This is a genomic window from Sanguibacter sp. Z6_81, assembly GCF_057180625.1.
Genome location: NZ_JBXUFV010000001.1, coordinates 104,225 through 117,826, shown reverse-complemented (window position 1 = coordinate 117,826; position 13,602 = coordinate 104,225). Strand labels below are relative to the sequence as shown.

12 protein-coding genes are annotated in these 13,602 nt (G+C 72.3%); 9 read left to right on the top strand and 3 right to left on the bottom strand.

The window, feature by feature from the left end:
- Nucleotides 1–4: 4 nt before the first annotated feature.
- The 4 genes from AC2AXK_RS00520 (at nucleotide 5) to AC2AXK_RS00505 (ending at nucleotide 5,241) form a co-directional block, all read left to right on the top strand.
- On the top strand, nucleotides 5–2,302 hold the full coding sequence (locus tag AC2AXK_RS00520) for a sodium-translocating pyrophosphatase (protein ID WP_484343376.1): 2,298 nt from the start codon (nucleotides 5–7) through the stop codon (nucleotides 2,300–2,302).
- A gap of 68 nt (nucleotides 2,303–2,370) precedes the next feature.
- On the top strand, nucleotides 2,371–3,105 hold the full coding sequence (locus tag AC2AXK_RS00515) for an endonuclease/exonuclease/phosphatase family protein (protein WP_484343375.1): 735 nt from the start codon (nucleotides 2,371–2,373) through the stop codon (nucleotides 3,103–3,105).
- 78 nt (nucleotides 3,106–3,183) lie between these two features.
- Nucleotides 3,184–3,609 (top strand): hypothetical protein, encoded by a 426-nt coding sequence (locus AC2AXK_RS00510; RefSeq protein WP_484343374.1) that lies wholly within the window; start codon nucleotides 3,184–3,186, stop codon nucleotides 3,607–3,609.
- A gap of 72 nt (nucleotides 3,610–3,681) precedes the next feature.
- Nucleotides 3,682–5,241, top strand: coding sequence for a DUF7059 domain-containing protein (locus tag AC2AXK_RS00505; protein ID WP_484343373.1), 1,560 nt, complete (start codon nucleotides 3,682–3,684; stop codon nucleotides 5,239–5,241).
- On the opposite strand, the gene AC2AXK_RS00500 is transcribed toward AC2AXK_RS00505, so the two are convergent.
- Entirely contained in the window at nucleotides 5,228–5,812 is a 585-nt protein-coding gene (locus tag AC2AXK_RS00500) for a TetR/AcrR family transcriptional regulator (RefSeq protein WP_484343372.1), read from the bottom strand. The genes AC2AXK_RS00505 and AC2AXK_RS00500 overlap by 14 nt on opposite strands.
- A gap of 68 nt (nucleotides 5,813–5,880) precedes the next feature.
- Here AC2AXK_RS00500 and AC2AXK_RS00495 point away from each other — a divergent pair, with 68 nt between their 5' ends.
- The 5 genes from AC2AXK_RS00495 to AC2AXK_RS00475 all read left to right on the top strand — a co-directional run bounded on the left by AC2AXK_RS00495 (nucleotide 5,881) and on the right by AC2AXK_RS00475 (nucleotide 12,550).
- On the top strand, nucleotides 5,881–6,354 hold the full coding sequence (locus tag AC2AXK_RS00495) for a DUF2867 domain-containing protein (protein WP_484343371.1): 474 nt from the start codon (nucleotides 5,881–5,883) through the stop codon (nucleotides 6,352–6,354).
- A 46-nt stretch (nucleotides 6,355–6,400) separates the two neighbouring features.
- The gene (locus tag AC2AXK_RS00490; protein WP_484343370.1) at nucleotides 6,401–7,336 is read left to right on the top strand and encodes a phosphatase PAP2 family protein; all 936 of its coding nucleotides are present in this window, start codon (nucleotides 6,401–6,403) and stop codon (nucleotides 7,334–7,336) included.
- A 139-nt stretch (nucleotides 7,337–7,475) separates the two neighbouring features.
- The gene (gene topA, locus AC2AXK_RS00485) at nucleotides 7,476–10,289 is read left to right on the top strand and encodes a type I DNA topoisomerase (protein WP_484343369.1); all 2,814 of its coding nucleotides are present in this window, start codon (nucleotides 7,476–7,478) and stop codon (nucleotides 10,287–10,289) included.
- 171 nt (nucleotides 10,290–10,460) lie between these two features.
- A complete protein-coding gene (locus AC2AXK_RS00480) occupies nucleotides 10,461–11,471 on the top strand; it encodes a Gfo/Idh/MocA family protein (protein WP_484344228.1) in 1,011 nt (336 codons plus the stop codon).
- Nucleotides 11,468–12,550, top strand: a complete 1,083-nt coding sequence (locus AC2AXK_RS00475; RefSeq protein ID WP_484343368.1) for a Gfo/Idh/MocA family protein — start codon at nucleotides 11,468–11,470, stop codon at nucleotides 12,548–12,550. Before AC2AXK_RS00480 ends, AC2AXK_RS00475 begins: the two co-directional genes overlap by 4 nt.
- A 15-nt stretch (nucleotides 12,551–12,565) precedes the next feature.
- Here AC2AXK_RS00475 and AC2AXK_RS00470 read toward each other — a convergent pair whose 3' ends face one another.
- Together AC2AXK_RS00470 and AC2AXK_RS00465 are read right to left on the bottom strand one after the other, a co-directional pair.
- Nucleotides 12,566–12,790: a hypothetical protein gene (locus AC2AXK_RS00470; protein ID WP_484343367.1), complete on the bottom strand. Its 225-nt coding sequence runs from the start codon at nucleotides 12,788–12,790 to the stop codon at nucleotides 12,566–12,568.
- Nucleotides 12,791–12,852: 62 nt separating this feature from the next.
- A complete protein-coding gene (locus AC2AXK_RS00465; RefSeq protein WP_484343366.1) occupies nucleotides 12,853–13,566 on the bottom strand; it encodes an HAD-IA family hydrolase in 714 nt (237 codons plus the stop codon).
- Nucleotides 13,567–13,602 lie beyond the last annotated feature (36 nt).

The following is a 13,602-nucleotide window of genomic DNA, read 5'->3' as shown; positions in this document are numbered from 1 at the left end:
ACGGATGCTCGAGCTCGGGTCTGCCAGCATCACCATCGTCGCTGTGATCGCCGTCATCGGGCTCGCGTGCCTCGTCGTCGCGATCGTCCTGCGCAGGCAGGTTCTCGCGGCGGACGACGGGACTCCCAAGATGCAGGAGATCGCCCGCGCCATCCAGGAGGGCGCGTCCGCGTACCTCAACCGGCAGTTCCGCACCCTCGCGCTGTTCGCCGTCGTCGTGTTCGCCCTGCTGTTCCTCCTGCCCGGCGACACCGGGATCCGCGTCGGGCGCTCCGTCGCGTTCCTCCTCGGAGCAACCTTCTCCGCCTCGATCGGGTACCTCGGCATGTGGCTCGCGACGCGGGCGAACCTGCGGGTGGCCGCCTCCGCCATGCACCCCGGGGCCCGTGCGGCGGGGGCGCGGATCGCGATCCGGACCGGCGGTGTCGTGGGCATGTGCGTCGTCGGGCTGGGGCTGCTGGGCGCCGCCGGTGTCGTCCTGCTCTACCGGGGCGACGCGCCAGCCGTCCTCGAGGGCTTCGGCTTCGGTGCCGCGCTCCTCGCGATGTTCATGCGGGTCGGCGGCGGCATCTTCACCAAGGCCGCCGACGTCGGCGCCGACCTCGTCGGCAAGGTCGAGCAGGGCATCCCGGAGGACGACCCCCGCAACGCCGCGACCATCGCGGACAACGTCGGCGACAACGTGGGTGACTGCGCCGGGATGGCCGCCGACCTCTTCGAGTCCTACGCCGTCATGCTCGTCGCGGCGCTCATCCTCGGCAAGGCTGCCATGGGGGAGGAGGGCCTCGTCTTCCCGCTCGTCGTCACCGCGATCGGCGCGTTCGTCGCCGTGCTCGGCATCCTCACCACCCGGGTCCGCGGAACCGAGAGCGGGCTCCGGGCCATCTACCGCGGGTTCTACGTCTCCGCCGTCGTCGGCGCAGGCCTCGCGGCCGTCGCCGCGTTCGCGTACCTGCCGTCCTCGTTCGCGGACGCTCCCGGCACCGTCGACCTCGATGGTGTCACGAGCGACCCGCGGGTCCTGGCCAGCCTGGCCGTGCTCATCGGCGTCGTCCTCGCCGGCGTCATCCTCTGGGTCACCGGCTACTTCACGGGCACCACCTCGAAGCCCACCCTGCACGTCGCTGCGACCTCCCGTACCGGAGCGGCGACCGTCGTGCTCTCCGGCATCGGTGTCGGCTTCGAGTCCGCCGTCTACACCGCCGGGATCATCGCCGCCGCGATCTGCGGTGTGTTCCTCCTCGCCGGCGGATCCATCGGCCTGTCGCTCTACCTCGTCGCGCTCGCCGGTTGCGGGCTCCTCACCACCGTCGGTGTCATCGTCGCGATGGACACCTTCGGCCCCGTCTCCGACAACGCGCAGGGCATCGCAGAGATGTCCGGCGACGTCGACGAGGACGGTGCGCAGGTGCTCACGGACCTCGACGCCGTCGGCAACACGACGAAGGCGATCACCAAGGGCATCGCGATCGCCACGGCCGTCCTCGCCGCGACGGCACTGTTCGGCTCCTACCGCGACGCCGTGACCACCGCGATCGCGGACATCGACGACGCGGGGGCCAACGGCATCGTCGACGCGATGCTCTCCTACGACATCACCTCGCCGGTGACGCTCGTCGGGGTGATCCTCGGGGCGGCGACCGTCTTCCTCTTCTCCGGCCTGGCCATCGACGCCGTGACGCGCGCCGCCGGCGCGATCGTCTTCGAGGTGCGCCGCCAGTTCCGCGAGCACCCCGGGATCATGACGTACGACGAGCGCCCCGAGTACGGCAGGGTCGTGGACATCTGCACGCGGGACTCCCTGCGGGAGCTCGCGACGCCCGGCCTCCTCGCGGCGTTCGCCCCGATCGCCGTGGGGTTCGGGCTCGGCGTGGGTCCCCTCGCCGGGTTCCTCGCCGGGGCCATCGGCGCCGGTGTCCTCATGGCCGTGTTCCTCGCGAACTCCGGCGGCTCGTGGGACAACGCGAAGAAGATCATCGAGGACGGCCACTACGGCGGCAAGGGGTCGCTCGCCCACGAGGCCGTCATCATCGGGGACACCGTCGGCGACCCGTTCAAGGACACCGCGGGACCGGCCATCAACCCCCTCATCAAGGTGATGAACCTCGTCGCGCTGCTCATCGCTCCGGCGATCGTCGCGATGAGTGTCCCCGACGACGCGAACCACGCCCTGCGCATCGGCGTCGCGGTCCTCGCCACGGCCATCGCGTTCGGCGCGATCGTCGCCTCCCGGCTCCGCGTCGCGAAGCTCGACGCCCAGTCGCTCGACGAGAAGCCGCTCGAGGCGCACGCCCAGCTCTAGCCGTGCGACCCGCTCGTCCGACGCATGTCGACGAGCAGGTCGCACGGGCGCCACCTACCGTGGCGGCCATGAGCGACGACGACGAGCAGCTCCGGGTGCTCAGCTACAACATCAAGGGACTGTCGATCGACCGGTCCGCGGTGCTGGAGGTCGTGCGCGAGTCCGGTGCGGACGTCGTCGCGATCCAGGAGCCGCCGCGCAGGCTCACCGGGCGACGCCGGATGCGCCGCTTCGCCGAGGACGTCGGCATGGTCTGCCTCGTGGCGGGTGGAGGCCCGTTCGGAGCGTTCACCACCGCGCTCCTCGTCACGCCGCAGGTCGCGGCACGTGCTGTGCGCGTCGCGGGGCGACCCCTGCCGTGGAAGTGGTGGTACCGGCGCGCGCGGCTCGTGTGGCCGACGCGGCGCGGCTACGCGCTCGTCGACCTCGGTGACGTGGTCGTCATCAGCGTGCACCTCGGCCTCGACGCCAGGGAGCGCGCGGACCACGTCGCCGCACTCACCGGCATCGTGCGGGCGGCGGGGCCCGGGCGGTGCGTCGTCGTCGGTGACCTCAACGAGCCGCCGGACGGACCCAGCTGGGCGGGGTTCGCACCTCTCCTGCGTGATGCCGCCGCCGGTTCTGCGGACCGCACCTTCTCCGTCGCGAGGCCGCGCCGGCGGATCGACGGGGTGCTCGTGGGGTCCGGTGTCGCGGTCGATCGGGTCGAGACCCTCGGCACTCCCGCGGCGCACCGTGGGAGCGACCACTTCCCGGTCGTCGCCGACCTCCGTGTCGCGGCCCAGCGGGGCATCAGCGGGTGATCTTGCGGCCGGTGCATGGGGAGAGGTCCACCACCGATCCGGTTGCGGGGCCTCGTGCCCGCCCACCACTATGACTCCATGACCACTCACACGAAGCGTTTTCCCGTCCTCGCGACGTCCGGCGTCGCTGTCCTCCTCGCAGGTCTTCTCGCTGGTTGCAGCGGTGGCGGCGACGTCGACAAGTTCTGCACGGACGCCGACGAGATCCAGAACATGACGTTCATGGATGACATCGACCCCTCGGACGAGGAGGGCTACAAGACGGCTCTCGCGGACGTTCAGGACCAGATCGAGGCGGTCGACCCGCCCAGCGACATCAAGGACGACTGGGAGACGCTCACCGACGCTCTCGGCTCGATGATCGACCAGATCTCCGACCTCGACATCACCAACCCGGACGACCAGGAGAAGTTCCTCGCCGCCACGGAGGAGATCGACTCCGACGAGGTCACCGAGGCCGGCGAGCGGGTCGACGAGTTCATGGCCGAGAACTGCGAGGCCTGACGCTCGCGTCATCACGCTGCACGAGGAGGCCGTCCCGCCGTGCGGGGCGGCCTCCTGCGCGATCATGGAGTCATGACCGTCCCCTCGCAGCGCCCTGGCCCCACCACCGATCCCCGACTCGTGGACGCGCTCCGCGAGGACCTGCGGTCCGCGGTGTTCACGGTGAGCGGTGTCGAGGAGCTCCTGGGCCCGATCGCGTCGGCGGCGCTGCACCGGGAGCAGGCGCTCCCCGCCCTGCGAGCGACGCAGCGACCGGAGCCGGTGGCCGTCCTCACCCGTGCGTTCGTCCTCGGCCGTCCCGTGCGCGCCGCCGAGCTCGACGCCGCCCTCCCCACCCTCGGAGCCGACGGCGCTGTCGCGCTAGGGCTCGTGGACCGCGCGGGCGCGGGCGCGGACGACGACGTGGCGCCCCTCATGGACCTGCGTCCCTACTCCGCCGACGATGCCGCCGGACCGGTGAACTGGTGGCTTGCCTCCGACCTCGGGGAGCTCGCGACCGGCACCCGTCTCGCGGCGGACCACGTCCTCGGCGCCGGTGGCGCGTCGACGACTCTCGCGCAGGTGACCATGCGGACCCCCCGGGAGCGCGTGCTCGATCTCGGGACGGGCTGCGGCGTGCAGGCCCTGCACGCCGCGCGCCACGCGCGGCACGTCGTCGGGACGGACATCTCCGCCCGGGCGCTGCGGTTCGCCGCGTTCAACGCGGCGCTCGACGGTGCCACGCTGGACCTGCGGCTGGGATCCATGCTCGAGCCGGTCGAGGGCGAGGAGTTCGACCTCGTCGTGTCCAACCCGCCCTTCGTCATCACCCCGCGCCGCGCCGGGGGCGGCGCGGGGATCCCCACGTACGAGTACCGCGACGGCGGCCGTGCGGGCGACGACCTCGTCCGGGACCTCGTCACGGGCGTGGGCAGCGTGCTCGCGCCCGGTGGCGTCGCGCAGCTCCTCGGCAACTGGGAGCACCGCCGCGGCGAGCCGTGGACGGAGCGCGTGGGGTCGTGGCTCGACGAGGCGGGACTCGACGGCTGGGTCATCCAGCGGGAGGTCCAGGATCCGGCGGAGTACGCGGAAACGTGGATCCGCGACGGCGGTACGACGCCGGAACGTGAGCCTGACGCGTGGGTGGCCGCGTACGCCGCGTGGCTCGACGACTTCGCGTCGCGCGACGTCGAGGGTGTCGGGTTCGGCATCGTCACCCTGCGCCGGCCGCTCGACGGCCGACCGACGCTGCGCCGTCTCGAGGAGCACACCGGCTCGGTCCGGCAGCCGCTGGGTGGGCACCTCGCTGCGAGCCTCGCGGCGCACGACTGGTGCGCTGCCCGCTCGGACGCGCAGCTCGCCGACGAGCGGCTCGTCGTCGCGGACGACGTCACGGAGGAGCGGTTCTACACGCCCGGGGCGAGCGACCCGGACGTCGTGCTCATCCGGCAGGGCGACGGCCTGGGGCGCGGGGTGCACTCCTCGACCGGTCTCGCTGCGCTCGTCGGAGCGTGCGACGGCGAGCTGACCGTCGGCCAGCTGCTCGGGGCCATCGCCGAGCTCCTGGCTGTCCCGGCCGACGACCTCGCCGCCGAGCTGCTGCCAGCGGTCCGCGGTCTGGTCCGTGACGGGTTCCTCGTCAGCGCTCCGTAGCGCCGTTCGCGCCGAGGATCATCTCGAGGCTGACCTCGAGCAGTGCTCGCCCATCCGCACCGGCGTCAGCGACGACGTCCCCGGTGGCATCCGCCAGCTGCTGCACGCCCAGCACCGTGGCGAGCGCGAGGGTCGCGCGTGTCCGGGCGTCCTGCGGCGGATACCCGACCTCTTCGAGGATGGAGGCGGTGACCGCCAGGCGCCGAGCGGTGACCCGGCGCAGGACGTCGACCACCCCGGGGTGGTCCGTCTGGGTGTAGAGGAGCATCTCGCCGCGGCGCGGCGAGGTCCGCCGGGACACGGCGCGGGACAGCAGGGCGAAGCGGTCCCGGCCTGTCCCGGGTGCGGCCTCGATCCCTTCGATGATCCGCTCCGTCTCGGCGGCCCAGCGCTCGAGCACGGCGGTGAGGAGTGCCTGCCGGTCGGCGAAGTGCCAGTAGAAGGACCCCTTGCTCGTCCCCATCGTGCGGGCGAGGGGCTCGACGCGCACGGCGTCGAGGCCGTCCCGGGTGAAGGTGTCGTACGCAGCGTCGACCCAGCGGGACGCATCGTGGCGAGTGACGGGCGGCATGACCATACGGTACCGTCTGGATTGCGCCATACGGCACCGTATGGGTCCGCTCGAGGTGGGGAGCCGGGATGACACATCAGCCGACGTACGTCAGCAGGGCCTTCGACGGGATCCCCCGTCCCGACTTCGCCGAGATGGCCATCACGGCAGTTCCCCCCGGGGCGGTGACGGACCCGGTGGCCTGGGCGCGCGAGATCTTCTCGGTGCGGCGAGCGCCCGCGTGGGTCCGGATCGCGCTCGGCCTCCGGCAGCTCCTCGCGCCGCTCGTCGGCGTCCCGCGGGCCCGTGCCGACGTCTTCCGGGTCGACGACGTGCACGGCGAGGAGGCGGTCATCGTCACGCCGGACAACCATCTCGACTTCCGCGTGGGTGTGGGTGTCGACGCGGCTGCCCGGCTCGTGCGGGTGACCACCGCCGTCAGTGTTCACGGGCGGCGCGGGCGCCTGTATCTCGCGCCGGTACGCCTCCTGCACAGCCCGGTGCTCCACGCGATGGTCCGAGCCGCTGCCGGCCGGATGGAGGGGCGCCCGCCCACGTCCTAGACACGGTCTCCAGCGAATCCACACACGTCTGGCATACCTTGGACCCGTGAACTCCGACCTCCGACCCACGCTGCTCGTGGCCGACCACGCAGACCGCCGGGTCTCGCGCGGCCGACGCGTATGGGCGCTGGTGCTCGGTGCCGTCGCCGTCGTCGGATTCGTGCTCGTGTGGGGCACCCTCGTCGCGGACGTGCGCGGGCAGCGCCTGGAGGAGCTCGCCTTCGAGGGCGCCACCCGCGGCCAGAACACGCTGTGGGGGATCGCCGAGTCGGTCCTCGACATGGTCTCGGTGGGCTTCGTCGTCCTCGGCGTCGTCATCGCCGGCGGCATCGCCCTCGTGCGCCGACGGTGGCAGCTCGCCGCGCAGGTCGCCGTGCTCATCGGTGGCGCGAACATCTCCACCCAGGTGCTCAAGAAGTGGGTCCTCGACCGTCCGGACCTCGGTGTGGACTCCCTGAGCAACAGCTTGCCCAGCGGGCACACGACCGTCGCCGGGTCCGTGTCGATCGCCCTCGTGCTCGCCGTGCCCCGCCGCGCCCGGCCGGCGGTCGCCGTCCTCGGGGCGGCGTACACCGCGGCGACGGGCATCTCGACGCTCGTCGGGCAGTGGCACCGTCCGAGCGACGTCATCGCAGCCCTGCTCGTCGTGCTGTTCTGGGGGGCGCTCGTGTGCGGCGTCTCGCTGCCCTCCGCGCTCGACCCCGCTGACGTGGCGGCGGATGCGGAACGCGCAGCGGTCGGGCCGCGGGCCACCGGGACGGCCTGGGCGGTGCTCGTCCTGACGATGTGCGCCGTCGTCGCCGGTGCCGCCGCCGCGTGGGCGATCCGGCAGACCGCGCCCGTGCTGTCTGGTTCGGAGTCGGTGTCCCGCACCGCCGAGGTCGTCGCGTACGTCGGTGGGGCGTGCGGTGTCGTCGCCACGACAGCCTTCGTGTTCGCTCTGCTCCTCGCCCTGCGGCAGGCTGTCGCCCGTCCCCGCTGACGCCCCGCCCGGTGTGACGCCCCCGCCGGGAAGCCGTAGGCTGCAAAACCGGGCCTCGAAAAGCCCGTGCTCGTGGCGTGCGGCCCATCGTCGTCCGCCCTGACCCGTTCCGCACCGTCGTTCTGGAAGCAGGCTCTGAATGTCCGCTGGTCGCAAGCTCGTCATCGTGGAGTCGCCCGCCAAGGCGCGCACGATCGCCGGATACCTCGGCGACGACTACGAGGTCGAGGCGAGCGTCGGGCACATCCGCGACCTGCCGCAGCCGTCCGAGATGCCGGCGGAGATGAAGAAGGGGCCCTTCGGGAAGTTTGCCGTGAACGTCGAGGGCGGGTTCGAGCCCTACTACGAGGTCTATGCGGACAAGAAGAAGAAGGTCGCCGAGCTCAAGCGTGCGTTGAAGAACGCCGACGAGCTCTACCTCGCGACCGACGAGGACCGGGAGGGCGAGGCCATCGCCTGGCACCTCCTCCAGGAGCTCAAGCCCAAGGTCCCGGTCAAGCGCATGGTCTTCCACGAGATCACCAAGGAAGCGATCCAGCGCGCCCTCGAGAACACCCGCGAGCTCGACGACCGCCTCGTCGACGCCCAGGAGACCCGCCGCATCCTCGACCGCCTGTACGGCTACGAGGTGTCGCCCGTGCTGTGGCGCAAGGTCCGCCAGGGCCTGTCCGCCGGGCGCGTCCAGTCCGTCGCGACGCGCCTCGTCGTGGAGCGTGAGCGCGAGCGCATGGCGTTCGTGCCCGCCAGCTACTGGGACGTCGCGGGTGAGTTCACCACGGTCGCCGGGGACGACGCCGGGGAGTGGTTCTCCGCGAAGCTCGTCCAGGTGGACGGCCAGCGGGTCGCGACCGGACGCGACTTCGACGACTCCGGGCGCCTGAAGTCGTCCAAGGGCGTCGTGCACCTCGACGAGGCCGCGGCGACGTCGCTCGTCGCCGCACTGAGCGACCAGCCGGCCGAGGTCCGCAGCCTCGAGACCAAGCCGTACACGCGCCGCCCCGCCGCTCCGTTCACGACGTCGACCCTCCAGCAGGAGGCGTCGCGCAAGCTGCGCATGTCCTCGCGGCAGGCGATGCGCACCGCCCAGACGCTGTACGAGAACGGTTACATCACGTACATGCGGACGGACTCCCCGTCGCTGTCCACCCAGGCGACGGACGCTGCCCGGCGCCAGGCCGCGGAGCTGTACGGGCCGGAGTTCGTGCCGGACGCCCCGCGCGTCTACGCCTCGAAGAACAAGGGCGCGCAGGAGGCGCACGAGGCCATCCGTCCCGCCGGGGACTCGTTCCGGACACCGGCGCAGGTCTCGCGCGAGATCAGCGGCGACCAGTTCAAGCTCTACGAGCTCATCTGGAAGCGCACCGTCGCCTCGCAGATGGGCGACGCCCGCGGATCGACGGCGTCGGTGCGGCTGGGCGTGACCGGCACCGCGACCGCGGACGGTTCCCGGCCCGACGCCGTGTTCGCGGCGTCCGGCACGGTCATCACCTTCCGCGGCTTCCTCGCCGCGTACGAGGAGGGCCGCGACACCGAGCGCTACGACACGGACACCGACGGCGCCCCGAAGGCGAAGAAGTCCGACGGCGACGTCCGGCTCCCGCAGATGGCCCAGGGCGACGCCCTGACGTCCCGGGACCTCGCCGCAGACGGTCACTCGACGTCCGCGCCCCCGCGCTACACCGAGGCGAGCCTCGTCAAGGCGCTCGAGGAGCGGGGCATCGGCCGTCCCTCGACGTACGCGTCGACGATCTCCGTCATCCAGGACCGTGGCTACGTCCTGTCCCGGGGGCAGGCGCTCGTGCCGAGCTGGTTGGCGTTCGCCGTCATCCGGCTCCTCGAGGAGCACTTCGGCACGCTCGTCGACTACGACTTCACCGCTGCGATGGAGGCCGACCTCGACGCGATCGCGGCCGGTGACACCGAGCGCGTCGAGTGGCTCACGCGGTTCTACTTCGGTGCGGAGGGTGCCGGTGACGGCGCGCCGGCCAACGCGGGCCTGCGCTCCCTCGTCGAGCACCTCGGCGACATCGACGCGCGGGACATCAACTCCGTGCCGATCGGTGAGGGCATCACGCTGCGCGTCGGGCGGTACGGCCCGTACATCGAGGACACGGCGGCCGAGGTCGCGGAGGGCGAGAACCCGCCGCGCGCGTCCGTGCCCGACGAGGTCGCGCCGGACGAGCTCACGGTCGCGAAGGCGCGCGAGCTCCTCGAGACGCAGGGCGACGGGGACACCGTCCTCGGCCAGGACCCGGCGACGGGCACGACGATCGTGGCCAAGGCCGGTCGGTACGGGCCGTACGTCACGGAGCTGCTCCCCGAGCCGACGTTCGAGGAAGGGCTCTCGGCGGCCGCGCTCAAGCGGGCGAAGGCCGCGTTGCCGAAGCCGCGGACCGCGTCCCTGCTCAAGACGATGTCCGTGCAGACGGTGACGCTCGACGACGCCCTCATGCTCCTGTCCCTCCCGCGCGTGGTGGGCACCGACCCGGAGACCGGCGTCGAGATCACGGCGCAGAACGGGCGGTACGGGCCGTACCTCAAGCGGGGCACGGACTCCCGCACCCTCCCGAGCGAGGAGGCGATGTTCACCGTCACGCTCGACGAGGCGCTCGAGATCTACGCCCAGCCCAAGCGTGGTCGCGGTGCGACCGCGGCGCCGCCGCTCAAGGAGCTCGGCGAGGACCCGACGTCGGGCAAGCCGATCGTCATCAAGGAGGGCCGCTTCGGGGCGTACGTCACCGACGGCGCGACCAACCGGACGCTGCCCAAGGACGTGACCATCGAGGGCATCACGCACGAGCAGGCGGTCGAGCTCCTCGCGGAGAAGCGGGCCAAGGGCCCCGTGAAGCGCACGACGACGCGGGCGACCGCGAAGAAGGCGCCGGCCAAGAAGGCCCCTGCGAAGAAGGCACCGGCGAAGAAGGCCGCAGCCAAGAAGCCGCCGGCCGCCTGACACGCGGTCCGGCCCGCGGCCCCGCCGGGGGTCCTCCGCTAGCGTTGGGGCATGACAGAGAGCAACGCCGCCCTGATCGCGCAGAACCCGTCGGTCGCCTCGGCGTCCGCGTCCGTCTCCACCACGCAGACGGCTCCCTTCCAGGACATCACCGGGAGCGCCGCGTCGCCGATGGACGCTCCGGCGATCCGGTGGGGGATCCTCGGTGCCGGCGGCATCGCGGGAACGTTCGGGCGGGCCGTCACCACCGCGACGTCGTCGCGCGTCGTGGCTGTCGGATCACGTGACCCCGAGAAGGCCCGCGCGTTCGCGGAGGCCAACCTCGGGGCCGACGCCGCTGCCGCGCGGCTGCACGGCTCCTACGAGGACCTCGTGGCGGACCCGGACGTCGACGCGGTGTACGTCGCGACGCCTCACTCGCACCATCGCGACCACGCGCTGCTCGCCGTCGCGGCCGGCAAGCACGTGCTCGTCGAGAAGTCGTTCGCGCGCAGCACCGGGGAGGCGCAGGAGATCTTCGACGCGGCCCGCGAGCAGGGCGTGTTCGTCATGGAGGCCATGTGGACGCGGTTCCTGCCGCACGTCGCGGCGCTGCGCGCGGTGCTGGCCCGTGGCGAGATCGGCGACGTCGTCTCCCTCGTCGCCGACCACGGGCAGGCGTTCGCCGCCGACCCGGAGCACCGGTTGTTCAACCCCGACCTCGCGGGCGGCGCCCTGCTGGACCTCGGCGTGTATCCCGTGTCGTTCGCGCACGACATCCTGGGTGTCCCGACCTCGATCACGGCTCTCGGACAGCTCACGGAGACGGGCGTCGACGGCCAGGTCTCGATGGTCCTCGAGTACCCCGACGACGTCCATGCGCTGCTGCACACGACGCTGTGGTCCCGGACGCCGACCACCGCGTCGATCTCGGGCACTGCCGGCCGCATCGAGGTGGACGGCGCGTTCTATGCCCCTTCTGCGTTCCGGGTGATCCGTTCCGACGGGTCCGTGACGAGCTACGAGCGTCCCGCGGTCAAGGGGCTGGAGTTCGAGGCAGCAGAGGTCGCGCGGCGCATCACCGCGGGTGAGATGGAGTCCCCGCGCATGACGTGGCAGGGCACACTCGACGTCATGCGCACGATGGACGAGGTCCGTCGGCAGATCGGCCTGACCTACCCCGGGGAGAGCACCGCACCATGACCTCTACACCACTCGCGCCGTCATCCTTCGCTGCGGTCACCGAGGCGGTCCCCGACCCGCTGGAGGCTCCCGCGATCCGTTGGGGGGTCCTCGGGGCCGGGTACATCGGCGGGTCGTTCGCCGACGAGGTCGCGCGCTACACAGCGGGCGAGGTCATCGCCGCTGGTTCGCGGGACGTGGCCAAGGCCGTGAAGTTCGCTGCGAAGCACGGGATCGAGCGGGCGTACGGCTCCTACGAGGAGCTCGTCGCCGACCCGGACGTCGATGCTGTCTACATCGCGACGCCGCACTCCCACCACTGCGACCACGCGCTGCTCGCGATCGGCGCCGGCAAGCACGTGCTCGTCGAGAAGGCGTTCACGCGCAACACCGCCGAGGCCCGCCAGGTCGTCGACGCCGCGCGGGCCGCGGGCGTGTTCTGCATGGAGGCGATGATGACGCGGCACCTGCCGCACGTCGCCGTCATCCGGGAGATCATCGCGCGCGGCGACATCGGTGAGGTCCGCGAGGTGCGTGCGGGGTTCAACGTGCAGGTCGACTACGACCCCGAGCACCGGCTGTTCAACCCGGACCTGGCCGGGGGCGCCCTGCTCGACCTCGGGATCTACCCGCTGGCCTTCGCGGTGGACGTCCTCGGGGTGCCCGACGAGGTCCGGGCCACGGGTCTGCTCGCCCCGACGGGCGTCGACGTCCACGAGACGATCGTCCTGCGGTACGGGCAGGAGGCGCTCTCGACGCTCACCACGTCGGTCCGTGCGACGTCGCCCGCGAGCGCGCACATCATCGGGTCCACCGGGCGCATCGACATCGCACCGGACTACTACCTGCCGACGACCTTCACGCTCCGGCGGGCAGACGGCTCCACCCAGGAGTACGACGGTCGGCCGCGCGACGCCGCGGGCGCCCTCCTCGGCGGGGGCAAGCAGTACGAGGCGGCGGAAGTGGCGCGGTGCATCTCGCAGGGGCTCACCGAGAGCCCCCGCATGACGCTCGACCAGACGCTCGAGCTCATGGTGCTCATGGACGACGTCCGTGCCCAGCTCGGGGTCGTCTACCCGGACGAGCGGCCGAGCCCCTAGCCGCGGCCCGCCCCGTCAGGCGTCGGTCGTGTCGTGCGGCGCGCGTGGTGCGGGCCGTGTCCCGTCAGCGGGGGCGGACACGACATAGCTGCGTCCGTCCGGCCCGACGACCCGGGTGAGCTCGGTGCGCAGCGTCGCGTCGCGGTTCACCTCTGCCTCGCTGGGCGGGCGCACGGGGGCGGTGCTGCTGCCCACCTGGGCGGGGCCGAAGATCGGCAGGAGCTTCTCGGTCATGCGCATGCCCCGCGTCCTGCCCGCAGGCGTCGCCGTCGTGGGCTTCGGGCGGCGTCGTCCGAACACGATCAGACCTCCCTGCTCGTGCCGCCGGCCGCGGCGGTCTCCCGCACGGCGGGGGCGTCGAGGACGGCGAGGGAGCCGTCCGGGCACGCGATGATCTGGACGCTGCCGAGCCCGTCGGTGTGCGCGTCGGCATCGAGGTCCGCCAGGTCGTGGGTGCCGCCGACGGCGAGCGTCGTGCACCCGGCGGCGCGGCCCGCGGCGAGTCCCGCCGGGGCGTCCTCCACGACGAGGCAGCGCTCCGGGTCCACGCCGAGGCGGGATGCGCCGAGGAGGAACGGCTCGGGGTCCGGCTTGCCGTGCGCGACGTCGTCGGCGGTGACGACGACGAGCGGCTGGTCCATCCCGGTCGCCGCGAGGCGGGTGACGGCGAGGTCCCGGGTGCAGGAGGTGACGATCGCGAAGCGGCTCGGGGGGAGAGTCTCGAGGAGCTCACGGACCCCGTCGAGGACGACGACGCCCCCGGTGTCCGCGAGCTCGATGGCCGTGATCCGGGCGAGGGCGGTGTCGACGTCCTCCGGCGGCAGGAGCCCGGAGACGATGTCCCGCGCGGGTGTGCCGTGCGGGATCTGGAACGTCTCGGGGTCGAACCCGTGCTCGCCGGCCCACAGGGACCAGCTGCGGTCCACCGCCTCGATCGAGCTGATGAGCGTCCCGTCCATGTCGAGCAGGACGGCGTCGAACGTGCGGTCGCTGAAGGCCTCACCTGGTGTCACCACCCGACCAGCCTATGCGTGAACCCTGTGTGGACGGGC

Excerpts from the sequence above, each read along its gene's own strand:
- AC2AXK_RS00520 (WP_484343376.1), top strand. The coding sequence starts at position 5 with ATGCTCGAGCTCGGGTCTGCCAGCATCACCATCGTCGCTGTGATCGCC.
- AC2AXK_RS00515 (WP_484343375.1), top strand. The coding sequence starts at position 2,371 with ATGAGCGACGACGACGAGCAGCTCCGGGTGCTCAGCTACAACATCAAG.
- AC2AXK_RS00510 (WP_484343374.1), top strand. The coding sequence starts at position 3,184 with ATGACCACTCACACGAAGCGTTTTCCCGTCCTCGCGACGTCCGGCGTC.
- AC2AXK_RS00505 (WP_484343373.1), top strand. The coding sequence starts at position 3,682 with ATGACCGTCCCCTCGCAGCGCCCTGGCCCCACCACCGATCCCCGACTC.
- AC2AXK_RS00500 (WP_484343372.1), bottom strand. The coding sequence starts at position 5,812 with ATGCCGCCCGTCACTCGCCACGATGCGTCCCGCTGGGTCGACGCTGCG.
- AC2AXK_RS00495 (WP_484343371.1), top strand. The coding sequence starts at position 5,881 with ATGACACATCAGCCGACGTACGTCAGCAGGGCCTTCGACGGGATCCCC.
- topA (WP_484343369.1), top strand. The coding sequence starts at position 7,476 with ATGTCCGCTGGTCGCAAGCTCGTCATCGTGGAGTCGCCCGCCAAGGCG.
- AC2AXK_RS00480 (WP_484344228.1), top strand. The coding sequence starts at position 10,461 with ATGGACGCTCCGGCGATCCGGTGGGGGATCCTCGGTGCCGGCGGCATC.
- AC2AXK_RS00475 (WP_484343368.1), top strand. The coding sequence starts at position 11,468 with ATGACCTCTACACCACTCGCGCCGTCATCCTTCGCTGCGGTCACCGAG.
- AC2AXK_RS00470 (WP_484343367.1), bottom strand. The coding sequence starts at position 12,790 with ATGCGCATGACCGAGAAGCTCCTGCCGATCTTCGGCCCCGCCCAGGTG.